This is a genomic window from Pseudomonas sp. AB39(2026), from assembly GCF_059831485.1.
The window spans coordinates 1,844,196-1,859,977 of record NZ_CP195212.1; the positions used below are offsets into that span (position 1 = coordinate 1,844,196).

Sequence of the window (15,782 nt, forward strand, 5' to 3'; positions counted from 1 at the left end):
GACCGGGCGTAGCCGCAGGCGTAGACCGGGAAGGCTGCTTACAGGCCCTATTGGCGGGCTTCGCCCACTCCTACAAAAATCCAGCCGTACCCCTGCGGGACCGGGCGTAGCCGCAGGCGTAGACCGGGAAGGCGGCTTACAGGCCCTATTCGCGGGCTTTGCCCACTCCTACAAAAATCCAGACGTGCCCCTGTGGGACCGGGCGTAGCCGCAGGCGTAGACTGGGAAAGCTGCTTACAGGCCCTATTCGCGGGCTTCGCCCACTCCTACAAAAATCCAGACGTGCCCCTGTGGGACCGGGCGTAGCCGCAGGCGTAGACCGGGAAGGCTGCTTACAGGCACTATTCGCGGGCTGCGCCCACTCCTACAAAAATCCAGACGTGCCCCTGTGGGACCGGGCGTAGCCGCAGGCGTAGACCGGGAAGGCTGCTTACAGGCCCTATTCGCGGGCTGCGCCCACTCCTACAAAAATCCAGACGTGCCCCTGTGGGACCGGGCGTAGCCGCAGGCGTAGACCGGGAAGGCGGCTTACAGGCCCTATTCGCGGGCTTCGCCCACTCCTACAAAAATCCAGACGTGCCCCTGTGGGACCGGGCGTAGCCGCAGGCGTAGACCGGGAAGGCTGCTTACAGGCCTGTTCACCCCGCTAGGCAGCCGAATGCGATAGACTCGCGCCATTGCTGCCAGGAGCCCCCCGATGCGCGACACCCTGAACCAGGGCCTGATTGAATTCCTCAAGGCCTCGCCTACACCCTTCCACGCCACCGCCAGCCTTGCCAAGCGCCTGGACGCAGCAGGCTATCAGCGCCTTGACGAACGCGAACGCTGGAACACCATACCCGGGGGGCGTTATTACCTGACCCGCAATGATTCTTCGCTCATCGCCATTCGCCTGGGTAAAGAGTCGGCCGTCACCGAGGGCCTGCGCCTGGTAGGCGCGCACACCGACAGCCCCTGCCTGCGGGTCAAGCCTCAGCCCGAACTGCAACGCCACGGTTTCCTACAACTGGGCGTTGAAGTCTATGGCGGTGCCTTGCTAGCCCCCTGGTTCGACCGGGACCTGTCCCTGGCCGGCCGTGTGACCTTCCGCCAGGACGGGCGCGTGGCCAGCCAACTCGTGGATTTCCGTGTGCCACTGGCGATCATCCCCAACCTGGCCATTCACCTGAACCGTACCGCCAACGAAGGCTGGGCGATCAACGCGCAGAACGAACTCCCGCCCATACTTGCCCAGGTGGCCGGTAGCGAGCGATTCGATTTCCGTGCCTTGCTCACCGAGCAACTGGCGCGGGAACACGACGTGATTGCCGATGTGGTACTCGACTACGAGTTGAGCTTCTACGACACCCAACCCGCTGCCGTAGTGGGCCTGCACGAAGACTTTATCGCCGGCGCCCGACTGGACAACCTGCTGTCCTGCTATGCAGGCTTGCAAGCGCTGCTCAAGGCTGAGGGTGATGAAACCTGTGTGCTGATATGCACCGACCACGAAGAGGTCGGCTCCAGCTCGGCCTGTGGCGCCGACGGCCCCTTGCTGGAACAAACCCTTCAGCGCCTGCTGCCCAATGGCGACGACTACGTCAGGGCCATTCAGCGCTCGTTGCTGGTGTCTGCCGACAATGCTCATGGGGTACACCCCAACTACGCCGACAAACACGACGGCAACCATGGCCCCAAGCTCAATGCCGGGCCGGTGATCAAGGTCAACAGCAACCAGCGCTATGCTACCAACAGCGAAACCGCCGGTTTCTTCCGCCACCTATGCATGGCCGAAGAAGTACCGGTACAAAGCTTCGTGGTGCGTAGCGACATGGGCTGCGGCTCCACTATCGGCCCCATTACGGCCAGCCGCCTGGGCGTGCGAACCGTGGACATCGGTGTACCTACCTTTGCCATGCACTCCATTCGGGAACTGGCAGGCAGCCATGACCTGGCACACCTGGTGAAGGTTCTGAGCGCGTTCTACGCCGCCCGAGCCCTTCCGTGACGGCCAAGGTACAAGGGCGGCGCCTGTTCTGGGCGCATGCCCTTGGCGCGCTATTGTGGTGCCTGCTGGCCTGTACCCCTTCCGCCCAGGCCGCTGGCTTGCCTGGCCTGTTGGGCGGCACCACCAAGGCAGAAGCGCCTGCCCAGAGCCTGGACCAGTCACTGGACCAAGTGATCGCGACGCTGGAGAACGACGCCCAGCGTGCCAAGCTGCTCAGTGACCTTAAGCAGCTGCGCGAGGCTAGCGCCAAATCCAAGCCCACCCCGGAAGAGGGGGTGGTAGGGTTTCTCGGCGGCACCGTGCGTACACTGGAACGGCAGTTTTCCGGCGAGGACAGCCCGCTGCACCAGTGGCTGGACGAATTGTCGCTGGCACGTGATGAGCTACTTGAACGCTCCACCAGTTTCGCTGACCAGAGCACGGTCATCCTGGTATTTGCCCTGACCATTCTGGCCTGGGCGCTGCTGGCATATGCCCTGAACTGGCTAAGCCATCGCATGCGCGAACGCTTCGGCCTGACCGAAGAGCTACCCCAACACCCAAAAACCTGGGACCTGCTGCGCTTTGCCTTGCGCAAGATAGGCCCTTGGCTGGTGGCGCTGGGGCTGACCCTGGGCGTTGGCTACATGGTGCCCTCGTCCCTGGGCAAGGACCTGGCGCTGGTGGTGGCCTACGCGCTGGTGGTGGGCACCTGCTTTGCAGCTATCTGCGTCATTGCCTTCTCGCTGCTGGACGGCCCGCACCGTCATCGTGCCTTGTATATCCTGCGCCGCCGGGCCTTCCGGCCCATGTGGCTGATCGGCAGTTGCGCTGCATTCGGCGAGGCGCTCAGCGACCCTCGGCTGGTCGATGGCCTGGGGGTGCATCTGGCCCACAGCGCTGCGGCACTGGCCAACGTACTTGCAGCTATTTTCAGCGGCCTGTTCATTCTGCGGTTCCGCCGCCCCATCGCACACCTGATCTGCAACCAGCCGTTGGAGCGACGGCTGCACCGCCGTGCCATGACCGACACCCTCGAAGTGCTAGGCACTTACTGGTACGTGCCAGCTCTGCTACTGGTGGGCGTTTCCCTGGTGGCCACGTTCATTTCAGCAGGCGATGCCAGCACTGCCTTGCGCCAGTCCTTGTTATGCACGGTGCTGCTGGTGGTATGCATGGTCATTAACGGGCTGGTCAGCCGCCAGGCACAAAAACCCAGCAAAGGGCCTCGCCGCCAGGAGGCCTATGCCGAGCGGTTGAAGAGTTTCTTCTACACCTTGGTGCATATCTTCGTCTGGGTAGTGTTTGTGGAGCTGGGCCTGCGGGTGTGGGGGCTATCGGTTATTCGCTTCACGGAAGGCAGCGGTCATGAATTCAGCCTGCGCCTGTTCGGGCTTACGGGCACGCTGATGACCGCGTGGCTGGTGTGGATCCTGGCCGATACCGGCATTCAGCATGGGTTGGCGCGCTCGCGCAAAGGGTTGGCCAATGCCCGTGCCCAGACCATGATGCCGCTGATTCGCAACGTGCTGTTCGTCACCATCTTTGTAATCGCTGGCATCGTGGCCCTGGCCAATATGGGGGTGAACGTGACCCCCTTGCTGGCCGGTGCCGGTGTGATCGGCCTGGCCATCGGCTTTGGGGCACAATCCTTGGTGGCTGACCTGATTACCGGGTTATTCATCATTGTGGAAGACTCCCTGGCCATCGATGACTACGTGGACTTGGGCGGGCACTTGGGCACCGTGGAGGGCCTGACCATTCGCACTGTCCGCCTGCGGGACATCGATGGGATCGTGCACACTATTCCATTCAGCGAAATCAAGAGCATCAAGAACTACTCCCGGGAGTTCGGCTACGCCATTTTCCGCGTACACATCCCCCACACGGTTGGTATTGATGACGCCATCAAGCTGATGCGCGAAGTGGGACAGAAGATGCACAGCGACCCGCTGCTGCGTCGGGAGATCTGGTCGCCGCTTGAATTTCAGGGTGTGGAAAGCTTTGACTCAGGCTCTGCCGTACTGCGTGCCCGTTTCAAGACAGCGCCGTTGAAACAGTGGGAGATTTCCCGAGCCTTCAACCTGCTGCTCAAACGTACCCTGGACGCCGCAGGCCTGGACCTGGCCACACCGCGCCTAAGCGTACAGGTGGTGCATGCCGGGCCGCCTGCCATCAAGACTTAAAGCTCGACAGCATCGTCGTCGACATCTGCAGGCTCGCAGGCGTCGGCGCCTTGCTCCAGCAGTGCCTCTTCGTACTCGTTCATTACAGTGCTCCCTGGCGTGTTCACAGCAGCGTGACAGGGGCGGTTTACAGAACCGTGACAGCGTCACCCTTCTCTGCACGCTAGGCACCATCCTGGTCTACGCTTGGTAGCGAAACGGCGCTGGGGCGTGCGACATCAAACGGTCATACAGCACCCCTAGGCTGGCCTGCACTTTTCACTCGCCTGGAGCCATTCATGAAGAAACAGCCTACGTTCAAGACACTGTGCCTTGCTTCTGTGCTGGGGGCGGCCCTGGCCCTGGGCAACCAGGCCGTGGCCGCCGATGACCTGGCCAGCCTGGAAGCCGCTGCAAAAAAAGAAGGTGAAGTGAATAGCGTAGGCATGCCCGATGCCTGGGCCAACTGGAAAGGCACATGGGCGGACCTGGCCAAAACATACGGCATCAAGCACATGGACACGGACATGAGCTCGGCCCAGGAAGTGGCCAAGTTCGCAGCCGAGAAAGACAACGCCAGCGCCGACATCGGTGACGTGGGCGCCGCTTTTGGGCCCATTGCGGCGGCCCAAGGTGTGACCCAGCCTTACAAACCCACGACCTGGGCACAGATCCCCGAGTGGGCCAAGGATGCCGACGGCCACTGGATGCTGGCCTACACCGGCAGCATCGCTTTCATCATCAATAAGCAATTGGTGAAGGAAGCTGACGCGCCTAAAACCTGGAAAGACCTGGAGACCGGCACCTACAAGGTCGCCATTGGCGATGTGAGCACTGCTGCCCAAGCCGCCAATGGTGTGTTGGCAGCGGCCATTGCGTTCAAGGGCGACGAAAGCAACCTGGCCCCTGGCCTGGCACTGTTCACCAAACTGGCCCAGCAGGGCCGGCTCTCCCTGGCTAACCCTACTATTCAAACCCTGGAAAAAGGCGAGATCGAAGTGGGTGTGGTGTGGGATTTCAACGGCCTTAGCTACAGGGACCAGATCGACCCCAAGCGCTTTGACGTGCTGATCCCAGCTGATGGTTCTGTGATTTCCGGCTATACGACCCTCATCAACAAATACGCGAAGCACCCCAACGCGGCCAAGCTAGCACGCGAGTACATTCTCAGCGATGCAGGGCAGATCAACCTGGCGGCGGGCTACGCTCGCCCTATCCGTGCCGACCACGTGAAACTGCCGCCTGACGTGGCCGCCAAGCTCTTGCCAGCCGAGCAGTACAAGCGCGTGAAGCCCATCACCGATGCGGCGGCCTGGGAAAAAAGCTCAAAAGCCCTGCCGCAGCAGTGGAACGAGCAGGTGATTACCGAGATGAAGCAATAGCACTGCTGCCGGGAGTGTGACAGTGAGCAACCGGCCTCGCGGCAGATGGCTGGCAACCCTTTGGTTGCTACCCTTTGCCGCGTTCTTCATCGTATTTCAACTGGCGCCCCTGGCCTGGGTCGCCCTCAACAGCGTGCAGGGGGCGGGCGGCTGGGGCCTTGCCAATTTCGCCAAGGCCTTCAATTCAAAGTTCTACCGCCAGGCCATGCAGTTCAGCCTGGAGATCAGTCTGTGGTCCAGCCTGTTCGGGCTGATCATCGCCTTGGTAGGCAGCTACTCATTGCGCCAAGTGGATTCACGCCTGCGCAACTTCGTGACTGCCTTTGCCAACATGACCAGCAACTTTGCCGGAGTGCCGCTAGCCTTCGCCTTTATCATCCTGCTGGGCTTCAATGGGGCTATAACCCTGTTGCTCAAGCAGAGTGGGCTGCTCACCGACTTCAACCTGTACTCCAAGGTTGGCCTGATCGTGGTGTACACCTACTTCCAGGTTCCACTGGGTGTACTGCTGCTCTACCCCGCCTTCGACGCCTTGCGGGAGGACTGGCGCGAGGCGGCTTCACTGCTGGGTGCCAGCCCCTGGCAGTACTGGCGGCTGGTTGCGTTGCCGGTGTTGATGCCAGCGCTGCTGGGTACGTTTGTGATTCTGCTGGCCAATGCCCTGGGCGCCTATGCCACGGTGTATGCCCTCACCACGGGCAACTTCAACGTGCTGCCCATCCGCATCGCCGCCATGGTCGCCGGGGATATTTCACTGGACCCGAACCTGGCCAGCGCCCTGGCGATGATCCTGGTGGCCATGATGGCGCTGGTTACCGTGGTTCACCAATGGATACTGCGCAGGAGCTACCATGGCCGCCGCTAAGCCCACGCCTGCGTCGCTCTACCACCGCCTGGTGGTATGGGCGTTGTTCCTGATCTTGGTGCTGCCGCTGGCAGGTACCCTGTTGTATTCCCTGGCCACCAGTTGGTCTGCCACGCTATTGCCCAGCGGGTTGACGTTCAAATGGTATGTGGCACTCTGGACTGACCCCCGCTTTTTGGCGGCCTTTGGGCACTCGCTGCTGGTATGCCTAGGGGCGCTGCTGCTGGCAGTGGTGCTGATCCTGCCCTTGCTGTTTGTGGTGCACTACCACTTTCCGCGCCTGGACGGGCTGATGAACATGCTCATCCTGCTGCCGTTCGCCGTGCCACCCGTGGTGTCTTCAGTTGGGCTGCTGCAGCTCTACGGTTCCGGCCCGCTGGCCATGACGGGCACGCCCTGGGTACTCATCGGCTGCTATTTCACGGTCGCGCTGCCCTTTATCTACCGCGCCATTTCCAACAACCTGCAGGCGATCAACCTGCGAGACCTGATGGACGCGGCTCAACTGCTCGGTGCCAGCCCCTGGCAGGCGGCGTGGCAAGTGGTGCTACCTAACCTGCGCAAAGGCCTGATGGTGGCGCTGTTGCTATCGTTTTCCTTCCTGTTCGGTGAGTTCGTGTTCGCCAACCTGCTGGTGGGTACACGGTATGAAACCCTGCAGGTGTACCTGAATAACATGCGTAACAGCAGCGGCCACTTCAACAGTGCGCTGGTCATTTCCTACTTCTTTTTTGTACTGATGCTGACGTGGGTGGCCACGTGGCTGAACAAGGAGCGCCCCTGACATGAGCTTCATGACGGTTAATGCGCTGCGCAAGAATTTCGGCCCTACCTCTGTGTTCGCCGACATAAACTTCGGGATCGCCAAGGGCGAGTTCGTGACCCTGCTGGGGCCTTCGGGCTGCGGGAAGTCCACCTTGTTGCGCTGTATTGCCGGGCTCACGCCCGTGGATGCGGGCCAGATCATGCTCAATGGCCAAAACCTGGTGCCGCTGTCTCCACAGAAGCGTGACATTGGCATGGTATTCCAGAGTTACGCCCTGTTCCCCAACATGACCGTGGCGCAGAACGTAGCTTTTGGCCTGCGCATGCAAAAGGTCGGCACGGAGGCCATCAGGGCCCGTGTGCAAGAAGCGCTCGGCATGGTGGAACTGGAAACCTTTGCCGACCGGTATCCGCACCAACTGTCAGGCGGGCAATCTCAACGGGTAGCGCTTGCACGCTCACTGGTCACTCGCCCTCGCCTCTTGTTGCTGGACGAGCCGCTGTCGGCACTGGACGCGCGTATTCGCAAACACTTGCGCGAGCAGATACGGGACATCCAGAGAAGCCTGGGGTTGACCACGATTTTCGTGACCCACGACCAGGAAGAAGCTCTGACCCTCAGCGACCGCATTTTCCTCATGAATGAGGGCCAGATTGTTCAGAGCGGTGATGCCCAAAGCCTGTACACCTCGCCGGCCAATGCCTTCGCCGCGGGTTTTATCGGCAATTACAATGTGCTCGACGCCGCTGCGGCCAGCCGCCTGGTGCAACGTGAAGTAGCCACCCGCCAAGCTATTCGGCCCGAGGCGATCGAGCTGTTTCCGGAACTTGGCGGCCAGGGTGAGATTCTGAGCCATAGCCTGCTAGGCAGCGTGATCCGCTACCGTGTGCGTGCTCATGAGGTGGACCTGGTAGTGGACGTGCTGAACCGCGCGGCTGAAGACCTGTACCCCAATGGTACGCGCGTACGCCTGCACATCGCTGCGGCCGCCCTACGGGACGTCGCCTGAATTCTGGAGAATACCGCAATGCCCCTGGCTATCTTTGACCTGGATGAAACCCTGATCGACGGCGACTGCTCCTCCCTGTGGAGCACGCAAATGGCCCGCCTGGGGTGGGTCGACCCTGAGAGTTTCATCCGCAAGGACGCTGAACTGATGGACGCCTACAGCCGTGGTGAACTGGCCATGGAGGACTATATGGCGTTCACGTTGGAGCCATTGGTGGGCCGAACGGAAGAAGAGGTAGACCACTTGGTAGGCCCTTGGGTGGAGGATGTGATTGAACCGCTGATTTTTAGTGACGCCACCCGGTGTATCGCCCAGCACCGCGCGGCCGGTGACCGCCTGCTGGTGATTTCGGCCTCCGGGGTGCACCTGGTCAAGCCCATTGCCGACCGCATCGGCATTGACGAAGTACTGGCCATCGACCTGCACATCGCCCATGGCGTGTACAGCGGCCAGACCCAAGGGACCCTCACCTACCGCGAAGGCAAAGTTGCCCGCCTGCTGGACTGGTTGGCGGCTGAGGGCGAGAGCCTAGAAGGCGCGGCGTTCTACTCAGACTCACGCAATGACCTGCCCTTGCTGGAAAAGGTAAGCCGGCCAAACGCAGTAAATCCTGACCCGATACTGAAGGCACGGGCTGAGGCCATGGGTTGGCCGGTACTGTATTGGAAATAAAACGCGCAGCCTTTCTGATCTAGCCCGGCCAGGCCTATAGCGTGCAATAGGCGTTGGCAGGTTCCCGGCCTCCGCCTGCGGCTGCGACCGGTCCCACAGCGGGTATGCCATGAACGAGTGTTAAGCCCCATGCCCATGGTTACGCTGATACACCGCGTCCCCCATGGCCTGAATCTGCCCGTCTATCAGGGCTTCGAAGGGTGCCAGCAAGGGCTGGAATGAAGTTGGCGCCTCCATCACCTCCAAGGCCTGCACAATGGCTTCGACTGTTGAAAGCGCCTCGGGCCCCGGGGCCTTGCGTAGCCGGTAGCGTGTGGGCTGCACCTGAGCAAGGGATACCCTGGGCAACGCTGCCAGCGCCGGGTTGAGGTGCAGCAGCTTGCGCGCCTTACGCCAGGTGCCATCCAGCGCAATCAACTGAATCGCCTTGCCTGAACTCGGTTGTAGGAGTTGTGAGCCTTCTCCAGGGAACAGCACGCAGGCCTCCCCTTCATGTGCCGACCAAAGCGCAGGGTCTACGAGTTCGGTAATGACCAGCTCACTGTTGTTCAGGCCCAGGTGAGCCAGGCGGGCTGTATTGAGGGCATGCCCGGCTTCACTGGGGTGCTGAAGGATCAACACCCGCGTGCTGCTTGGCAGGCTAGGGATCAACGAGCAGAGGCAATGGCCTTCTGGCCGCTGGCAGCGAGGGCACTGTAGGCGGGGCATGAAACGTCCTTTGGAAACTTGAAGAGTGCGGCAGCGTTGAGTGGCCTGGAGGCTGCATGAGAGGCAATCCAACTTCGGGTTCACCTAAACGCTAGCCTTGTACTGGCTCGCACTATGGTCGCATAGCTGCGCGAATATATGCATCACATCACCTGGGCCACTACCAGCCTTTTGGGAAAAGGGGGTTTGAAGAATCGTAGGGTCATGCATTCCGCAGTTGAAAATCGAGAAGAAAATATCAACCGAAGCTATTACATTCCTGAGGGCCGAAAAACACTGGCCTAGATTCCATAGTTGGCTCAGCAGTATCCATTTCGATGGGTATGCGCCGTATTTCAACTACCTTGTTCTCGGCACTCTCGTTCTCGGCACTATGGCTACCTCTCTCGGATGGCCCTAGCCGCTATAATGTTACCGCATGACTGTCTTCAAAACCCTTACTTATATGGTATCACCTAATTTTCGAATATAACCATAATGCTATGAGTGCAATAAAAAACACGGCACACAACCCCCACGAAACCATTAGCCGGCTTTTCAAGCTGGGTGAAAATCTCCTGACGTCTTCCAAGTTTACCAACCCCCTCTTTGCACACAGCTCTGGGGTGAGCAAAACCAAAGTCAAAAAACCATTACGGAAGATTTTCCCGACCAAACCCGCTTGGGAGTAGGCATTTTTATTAGCCTCTACAAAGCTACTGCGAGGCATTAAACTCTCAGCTATCTCTGTATACCTAAAAACAACATATATTAGCCACAAAACAGTTAATATCATTGGTATGCCGATAACCCCTGCTAGAAGGCCCAAAGGTATTTTGATCATTGTAGTGTTTTTCCATAAATATACTCACCAAAACTTTCGCCCATATCACTACCTATTTCTCCGCCCGCCCAACCTCCTACTGCTCCACCGAGCACCCCACAAGCAAGTGCGCCGACACCTCCAGTAGCTAAGCCTAAAAATACTACGCAGCCGAAGGTAGCAGCAGTCCCCCCAAGAGCTCCTCCCGCCATCCCACCGCCTAAGCCCAATGCAAATGAAGAGCTTTCTACATATTTAGCTTTAGTACATTGATCTTCTCTTCCTTCAGAACAGGCTTTTCTAATTTTCAGCGCGCTAGCTCCGACATCTAGCGCAGTACCAACATAAGTCCCTTTTTTGATAAGATTAGATGCCCTTGCCACACCGTCGATTTTTTCCGCATAACCAGCGATTTCGCCGGTTTTCAAATAACTTTTTGTAGATATCCCTAATGCTTTTTTTACTGAATTTTCTCTGCGCAGCCCAGAACCATAGGCGGCGAGACTTTCAAGGTGACCCTCCAGCTTTCTAAAAAGAATACCTCGTTCTATAGAACGATCTATCACGATCCATAATCGAACCATTTTTGAGGTGATTGCCATGCAATTTCTTAAAATCTAAAAAATAGTTCTTAATGCGATCCATGTGCTTACTCCATGCATCGCTTGCTATACCTGCCCCAATAGAACCTTTAGAGCTTAGTTAGTTCCGAGAAACCTTCCCGCGGGATAGTTTATACGTAGTTTTTAAAATGGCAAGCTGAGGTGCTAGGCTTTGTACGAAATTGATTGTAACTATTTAAACCAGCACCTACGCATACAATCAGCAGAGTTTACGTGCACCAAGGAAGGCTTCTTTGATGGCGACCCGCTACGAAGTTTTAGTCGAATCCTGGACGTTGATGGGAGAGCTTTTCTCTGCGCCGCGATACAGCCGGCGCCTTCGTGCTCATGATCGCCCGACGCTCAACGGCATCCTATGAGCGCTCTGTTAGGGCGTTGCCTGGCGTGATATGCCCGAGCGGTTTGGTCCTTGGTCGACGGTCTATCAACGCTTTCGTGATTGGCGAAACTCGGGCACCTTTGGCCTGATGCTCCAACGCCGCCATATACGGCTCAACGAACAATGGCTAATGGATGTACAGACGTGGATGACTGACTCCACGGCAATTACGAACCAAAACAATTTAATACAAATAAGCATTTTGAAATAATTTACACCCTACCAAAATGAAATAACCATGCTTTAATTTAAATCAACAGGTGCTAATTAAAGGACCAAAAATGGATTTTGACGCTTATATAAAATTCGATACCATCCAGGGCGAAACGTCCGATCAGACTTATGCAGGGTGAATCAAATTGGCAAGAAGCCGCGATCCAGCCCCACCAATACCAACTCTCAAATTTCCGCAAAAGTGATATAATAATGCTTTTTATGAAGGCCCAGGAAATCGAATTACAACCAATAAAAATACGAAGCACAGGATAATTAAATACTTTATAACTATAAGAATTTTTTGCTGGCATGATAACAAAAATCAAACCTAATCCAGAACGCAGATTTTTATTTTGCTTAATGCTTCTCGCATCAATATTCCAGAAAACCAACGCCAGAGATCTTATTCCCCCAGAAGTTGCCGGCTTGGACCTTCCAGAAATAACCTACTCATCAGTGCCGTTAACCTCTAGAAAAGCCCTAGAAGTCATGCTCGATCGCCCCTTTTATGCGGCTTTCAGCACGAAGGGTCATCCTGAACCATTAAAAACCTGTACAGAAGTGCTTGAGCTGCAAAACTCTTTACAGCATTACCTAGAGCCAAGCAAGGAATGGGAAACGCCCACACTTACTGATATTACCAGCACCTGCATTGCAGCAAAACTCAATCTGAACGCTGAGCACTCAAAAACTACTTTTATCTCAAAAAACCCAATTGATGAGAGCATGTTGAAATCGGCGCCCTACGCGCTAGGGCTAAATAGCAGCTATTATGAAAAGCAGCATTTTCTACACGATCACCCTGAAGCAAAATGGGCTGATTCCGGGCCGATACTTCAGCTAAAAAAACATGACAACTACAATGTAACACTGATACTAAATGGTGCAAGACAGCATATAAAAATGGTTGGAAGAGGTGATATAAACGGTGATGGCATCGAGGATATAATTTTGAAAATCACGAATACGATGGACCCACCGTCGAACTATTTCACCACCAACCTTTGGGTCTTAACCAGATTTCAGCCTAAAGGTGACTATATCGTTCTGGAGTCTTATGATGGATTTGGTGGAGGGCCCTGATATCTACTTAATCCATAAAAAACACGCATCTCATCCACCCAATTTTTCTTTATATCATGCTGACACTGCTCCCCGCTTTATTATTACTTGCAACTACACCTGCCCATGATTTATCAATAAATAAAAAAATATTTCCAGTAAGCACTATCGTTGTGCACGGTAGCAATTTTGACACCCATTCGAAAAAAATACTTAAAACTAGCCTAGCAAAGAAGTTTGATTACCCTTTTTTGGCAATAGGCCACCCCAGCCCCATGACTAACTGTTTGGAAGTATTGGAAACTTTGGGCACCTCCAAACGCTTTTTCAATCCGGCGTCTGTAGTGGACACGCAATTTTATACCAGTCTTACTGCGGACTGTGTAGCAGCGAAGCTGAACTATCAGGCAAAACCTTTTAAAACCAGTTTTATTCCAACCGATTTCTTCACTAAGGAAACGATCAACAAGGCACCTTACCGCCTGGGGATGAATGCCAGCCTCAGCGAACTGAATGCAGTTTTGAAAGAAAGACCCGATGCCACATGGGCGGAATCTGACCGGACCTTTAAAATCTTAGAAAAAAATGACCACCGCGCTGTTATTAAACTCAACGGCGCCCGGCAAACGGTGTTCATTCAAGGCCGAGGGGACATGGATGGTGATGGTATAGAGGATATCGGACTGAAAATAGTCAGCACCGCTGACTACCCCGCGTCCTATTTCGGCGTGGGTCTGTACGTTCTGACCCGCTTAGAAGAAGACGGCCGCTACAGTATTATCGATGCGTATGAAGGGTTTGAGGACATACCCGACCCAGAATGACCCGCCGGCAGGCCTTGGGCCTGCTGGCCGCGAACACCTAACATAGGGCTGCGCGGCGACTTGAACAAAGCGCGCGCTCCGGCTTTTCAAGACCTCTTATGCCTCATTTTCAAAGCACAACAGCCTTAGGCCGCTCGCCGCTGCCTGTTACCGCCGAGGCTGACGCCGCTTGCGTTCGTCTTCTGCAGGAATAGGAATAGGTTGCATGGGTGGGATGAGGCCTAGCGCCACGGCCAGGTCGTGTAGCCAGTTGAAGAGTTTGCCTTGCATAACACGCCCCCTTGGGACTTGCCCGATACGGCGACCGCATGTGCCGTTACTGTCTGATCATAAGCCAGGGAATGGTTTCACGCATTGATTCATGTGTGACTAAACGTCGCTAAGGAGGGCATACCCTACCTGTAGCGGCCGATGTTGCGAGTGAACCCTACTCGCCCCTGTATCGGCATCCCTGGCGACCCCTTTAGGGCCGCACGTCTGTTTCTGTCGATGTAGGGATGACCTGCCTAGGGAAACAGTGGTTCCCTCAAGGCGCTACCTGGGCTTTGGCGGCCAGTTCCACGAAGGTCAGCGGATCGAGTGCGTCATCCTGTTCATCCAGCACATCACGTGGGTGCTCGCTGTCGGGAATACTGCTGTCCAGCAGGGCCAGCAAGCGGGCGCCATTGGTGGTGAGCTGATAGCCCTGCTCTGTTCCACCCTCGATAAAGCCGCGCTCTAGAAGCAACACTTCGTATTCGCTAGCAGCGGCTTTAAGGGTATCAAGGGCTTCAGGCTGGGCGCCCTCGGCAGCCTGTGTGCGGGCCAGTTCCTCAGCGTGACCGTGGGCGTCGAAGCGTTCGCCGGCAGTGGCCTGCACCTTATGCAGCAGGCGCTCGATCAAGTCCCAGTTGTAGGTAGGCATGGTGCGGTAACTCCAGAAAAGGGTGTGGAGGTGGCATGCCTAACTGTGACCGAGCCTGGAAGTGACCGTTCGGTCAACTCCAGGCAACAGGGTTTACTCAGGTTTGCGCTTTCTCAGCGGAGCCAGCCCGTCCTGGCTGGACAAGCCAGCACCTTCGGCTTTGGGTGCATTTGGCTTGCGCTTGGGTGTGGCCTTGGCTTTGGGCTTGGCCGCGCTCTTCTTGTCCTTGTCCGCCTTTTTCTTCTTCACGCCAACGGCTTTGCCGGAGGCCTTCAGCTTTTTAGGCCCGGTATAGGTGCCCTTCACTTCTTTGATGGTACGGCGCTCGAAGTGCTGCTTCAGGTAGCGCTCAATGCTGGACATCAGGTTGAAGTCGCCATGGCAGATCAGGGAAATGGCCATGCCTTCGTTACCCGCACGCCCCGTACGGCCTACGCGGTGCACGTATTCGTCGCCGCTGCGAGGCAGGTCGAAGTTGATGACCAGATCCATGCCTTCCACGTCCAGGCCCCGGGCGGCCACATCGGTGGCCACCAGGACTTTTGCCGAACCCTGCTTCAAGCGCTCGATGGCCAGCTTGCGATCCTTCTGGTCCTTCTCGCCGTGCAGTACGAAAACCTTGAAGTCCTTGGCCACCAGATGACCATACACACGGTCAGCCATGCTGCGCGTGTTGGTGAACACAATGGCCTTGCGGTAGGTTTCGTTGGCCAGCAGCCACTGCACAATCGCTTCCTTGTGCGCGTTGTGGTCGGCCATGATGACCTGCTGCTTGATGGTGTCGCTCAAGTCGCTGACATTGTTGACCATCAGGTGCTCTGGGTCTTTCAGCACTTTGGTGATCATGTCACGCAAGCCCGCGCCGCCGGTGGTCGCCGAGAACAGCAAGGTCTGGCGTTGTGCAGGGCACAGGTCGCACAGGCGGCTTACATCTTCGGCAAAGCCCATATCCAGCATGCGGTCGGCTTCGTCCAGCACTATCACTTCGACCTGAGCCAGGTCCAGGTTACCGGCATTGAGGTGTTCCAGCAGGCGGCCGGGTGTGCCGATCAGGATGTCCGGCACTTTGCGCAACATTGCGGCCTGCACCTTGAAATCTTCGCCGCCAGTGATCAGGCCTGCCTTGATAAAGGTAAAACGGGAAAAACGCTCTACTTCCTTCAAGGTTTGCTGGGCCAGCTCGCGGGTAGGCAGCAGGATGATCGCGCGAATATCCACCCGCGGACGCGCTGGGCCGATCAGGCGGTTGAGCAAGGGCAGCACGAAGGCGGCGGTCTTGCCGCTACCGGTCTGGGCCGTTACCCGCAGGTCACGCCCTTCGAGCGCAGGCGGAATGGCTGCGACCTGCACAGGCGTCGGCTCGACGAAATTGAGCTCGGCCACGGCTTTGAGCAGGCGTTCATGAAGGGCGAATTGGGAAAACACGGGTACTGACCTCG

Annotated in this window: 14 protein-coding genes and 1 pseudogene; 10 read left to right on the forward strand and 5 right to left on the reverse strand. The window is 57.0% G+C overall.

From position 1 onward, the window contains the following. Positions 1–697: 697 nt before the first annotated feature. The 7 genes from ACSAMW_RS08180 (at position 698) to ACSAMW_RS08210 (ending at position 8,825) form a co-directional block, all read left to right on the forward strand. Positions 698–1,987: a M18 family aminopeptidase gene (locus ACSAMW_RS08180; RefSeq protein WP_500593482.1), complete on the forward strand. Its 1,290-nt coding sequence runs from the start codon at positions 698–700 to the stop codon at positions 1,985–1,987. Continuing rightward, entirely contained in the window at positions 1,984–4,152 is a 2,169-nt protein-coding gene (locus tag ACSAMW_RS08185; RefSeq protein WP_500593483.1) for a mechanosensitive ion channel domain-containing protein, read from the forward strand. The genes ACSAMW_RS08180 and ACSAMW_RS08185 overlap by 4 nt, the downstream gene beginning before the upstream one ends. Positions 4,153–4,430: 278 nt before the next feature. Continuing rightward, positions 4,431–5,513, forward strand: coding sequence for an ABC transporter substrate-binding protein (locus ACSAMW_RS08190; RefSeq protein ID WP_500593484.1), 1,083 nt, complete (start codon positions 4,431–4,433; stop codon positions 5,511–5,513). Between the two features lie 22 nt (positions 5,514–5,535). Beyond that, complete coding sequence (locus ACSAMW_RS08195) at positions 5,536–6,378, forward strand: ABC transporter permease (RefSeq protein WP_500593485.1); 843 nt, start codon at positions 5,536–5,538, stop codon at positions 6,376–6,378. Then, a complete protein-coding gene (locus ACSAMW_RS08200; protein WP_500593486.1) occupies positions 6,365–7,162 on the forward strand; it encodes an ABC transporter permease in 798 nt (265 codons plus the stop codon). The genes ACSAMW_RS08195 and ACSAMW_RS08200 overlap by 14 nt, the downstream gene beginning before the upstream one ends. 1 nt (position 7,163) lies before the next feature. Then, positions 7,164–8,153 carry an ABC transporter ATP-binding protein gene (locus ACSAMW_RS08205; protein ID WP_500593487.1) on the forward strand — a complete coding sequence of 330 codons (990 nt, stop codon included), beginning with the start codon at positions 7,164–7,166 and terminating at the stop codon, positions 8,151–8,153. 18 nt (positions 8,154–8,171) lie between these two features. Then, positions 8,172–8,825: an HAD family hydrolase gene (locus ACSAMW_RS08210; RefSeq protein WP_500593488.1), complete on the forward strand. Its 654-nt coding sequence runs from the start codon at positions 8,172–8,174 to the stop codon at positions 8,823–8,825. Positions 8,826–8,945: 120 nt separating this feature from the next. Here the strand turns inward: ACSAMW_RS08210 and ACSAMW_RS08215 are convergent, their stop codons facing one another. Both ACSAMW_RS08215 and ACSAMW_RS08220 read right to left on the reverse strand, forming a co-directional pair. Further along, on the reverse strand, positions 8,946–9,533 hold the full coding sequence (locus ACSAMW_RS08215) for a tRNA-uridine aminocarboxypropyltransferase (RefSeq protein ID WP_500593489.1): 588 nt from the start codon (positions 9,531–9,533) through the stop codon (positions 8,946–8,948). Between the two features lie 819 nt (positions 9,534–10,352). Continuing rightward, positions 10,353–10,937 (reverse strand): hypothetical protein, encoded by a 585-nt coding sequence (locus tag ACSAMW_RS08220; RefSeq protein ID WP_500593490.1) that lies wholly within the window; start codon positions 10,935–10,937, stop codon positions 10,353–10,355. 257 nt (positions 10,938–11,194) lie between these two features. On the opposite strand from ACSAMW_RS08220, the pseudogene ACSAMW_RS08225 reads away from it, so the two are divergent. The 3 genes and pseudogenes from ACSAMW_RS08225 to ACSAMW_RS08235 all read left to right on the forward strand — a co-directional run. After that, a pseudogene (locus ACSAMW_RS08225) lies at positions 11,195–11,506 on the forward strand (transposase); the annotation flags it as partial. Positions 11,507–11,862: 356 nt separating this feature from the next. Next, positions 11,863–12,636 carry a hypothetical protein gene (locus tag ACSAMW_RS08230; protein ID WP_500593491.1) on the forward strand — a complete coding sequence of 258 codons (774 nt, stop codon included), beginning with the start codon at positions 11,863–11,865 and terminating at the stop codon, positions 12,634–12,636. 56 nt (positions 12,637–12,692) lie between these two features. Further along, positions 12,693–13,439, forward strand: a complete 747-nt coding sequence (locus ACSAMW_RS08235) for a hypothetical protein (RefSeq protein ID WP_500593492.1) — start codon at positions 12,693–12,695, stop codon at positions 13,437–13,439. A gap of 147 nt (positions 13,440–13,586) precedes the next feature. Here ACSAMW_RS08235 and ACSAMW_RS08240 read toward each other — a convergent pair whose 3' ends face one another. The 3 genes from ACSAMW_RS08240 to ACSAMW_RS08250 all read right to left on the reverse strand — a co-directional run bounded on the left by ACSAMW_RS08240 (position 13,587) and on the right by ACSAMW_RS08250 (position 15,768). Further along, entirely contained in the window at positions 13,587–13,709 is a 123-nt protein-coding gene (locus ACSAMW_RS08240; protein WP_267874401.1) for a PA1414 family protein, read from the reverse strand. Between the two features lie 256 nt (positions 13,710–13,965). Further along, positions 13,966–14,343: a transcriptional regulator gene (locus ACSAMW_RS08245; RefSeq protein ID WP_500593493.1), complete on the reverse strand. Its 378-nt coding sequence runs from the start codon at positions 14,341–14,343 to the stop codon at positions 13,966–13,968. Between the two features lie 93 nt (positions 14,344–14,436). Then, positions 14,437–15,768 (reverse strand): DEAD/DEAH box helicase, encoded by a 1,332-nt coding sequence (locus ACSAMW_RS08250; protein WP_500593494.1) that lies wholly within the window; start codon positions 15,766–15,768, stop codon positions 14,437–14,439. Between the last annotated feature and the right edge of the window lie 14 nt (positions 15,769–15,782).

Excerpts from the sequence above, each read along its gene's own strand:
- ACSAMW_RS08180 (WP_500593482.1), top strand. The coding sequence starts at position 698 with ATGCGCGACACCCTGAACCAGGGCCTGATTGAATTCCTCAAGGCCTCG.
- ACSAMW_RS08190 (WP_500593484.1), top strand. The coding sequence starts at position 4,431 with ATGAAGAAACAGCCTACGTTCAAGACACTGTGCCTTGCTTCTGTGCTG.
- ACSAMW_RS08200 (WP_500593486.1), top strand. The coding sequence starts at position 6,365 with ATGGCCGCCGCTAAGCCCACGCCTGCGTCGCTCTACCACCGCCTGGTG.
- ACSAMW_RS08205 (WP_500593487.1), top strand. The coding sequence starts at position 7,164 with ATGAGCTTCATGACGGTTAATGCGCTGCGCAAGAATTTCGGCCCTACC.
- ACSAMW_RS08210 (WP_500593488.1), top strand. The coding sequence starts at position 8,172 with ATGCCCCTGGCTATCTTTGACCTGGATGAAACCCTGATCGACGGCGAC.
- ACSAMW_RS08215 (WP_500593489.1), bottom strand. The coding sequence starts at position 9,533 with ATGCCCCGCCTACAGTGCCCTCGCTGCCAGCGGCCAGAAGGCCATTGC.
- ACSAMW_RS08220 (WP_500593490.1), bottom strand. The coding sequence starts at position 10,937 with ATGGCAATCACCTCAAAAATGGTTCGATTATGGATCGTGATAGATCGT.
- ACSAMW_RS08230 (WP_500593491.1), top strand. The coding sequence starts at position 11,863 with ATGATAACAAAAATCAAACCTAATCCAGAACGCAGATTTTTATTTTGC.
- ACSAMW_RS08235 (WP_500593492.1), top strand. The coding sequence starts at position 12,693 with ATGCTGACACTGCTCCCCGCTTTATTATTACTTGCAACTACACCTGCC.
- ACSAMW_RS08240 (WP_267874401.1), bottom strand. The coding sequence starts at position 13,709 with ATGCAAGGCAAACTCTTCAACTGGCTACACGACCTGGCCGTGGCGCTA.
- ACSAMW_RS08245 (WP_500593493.1), bottom strand. The coding sequence starts at position 14,343 with ATGCCTACCTACAACTGGGACTTGATCGAGCGCCTGCTGCATAAGGTG.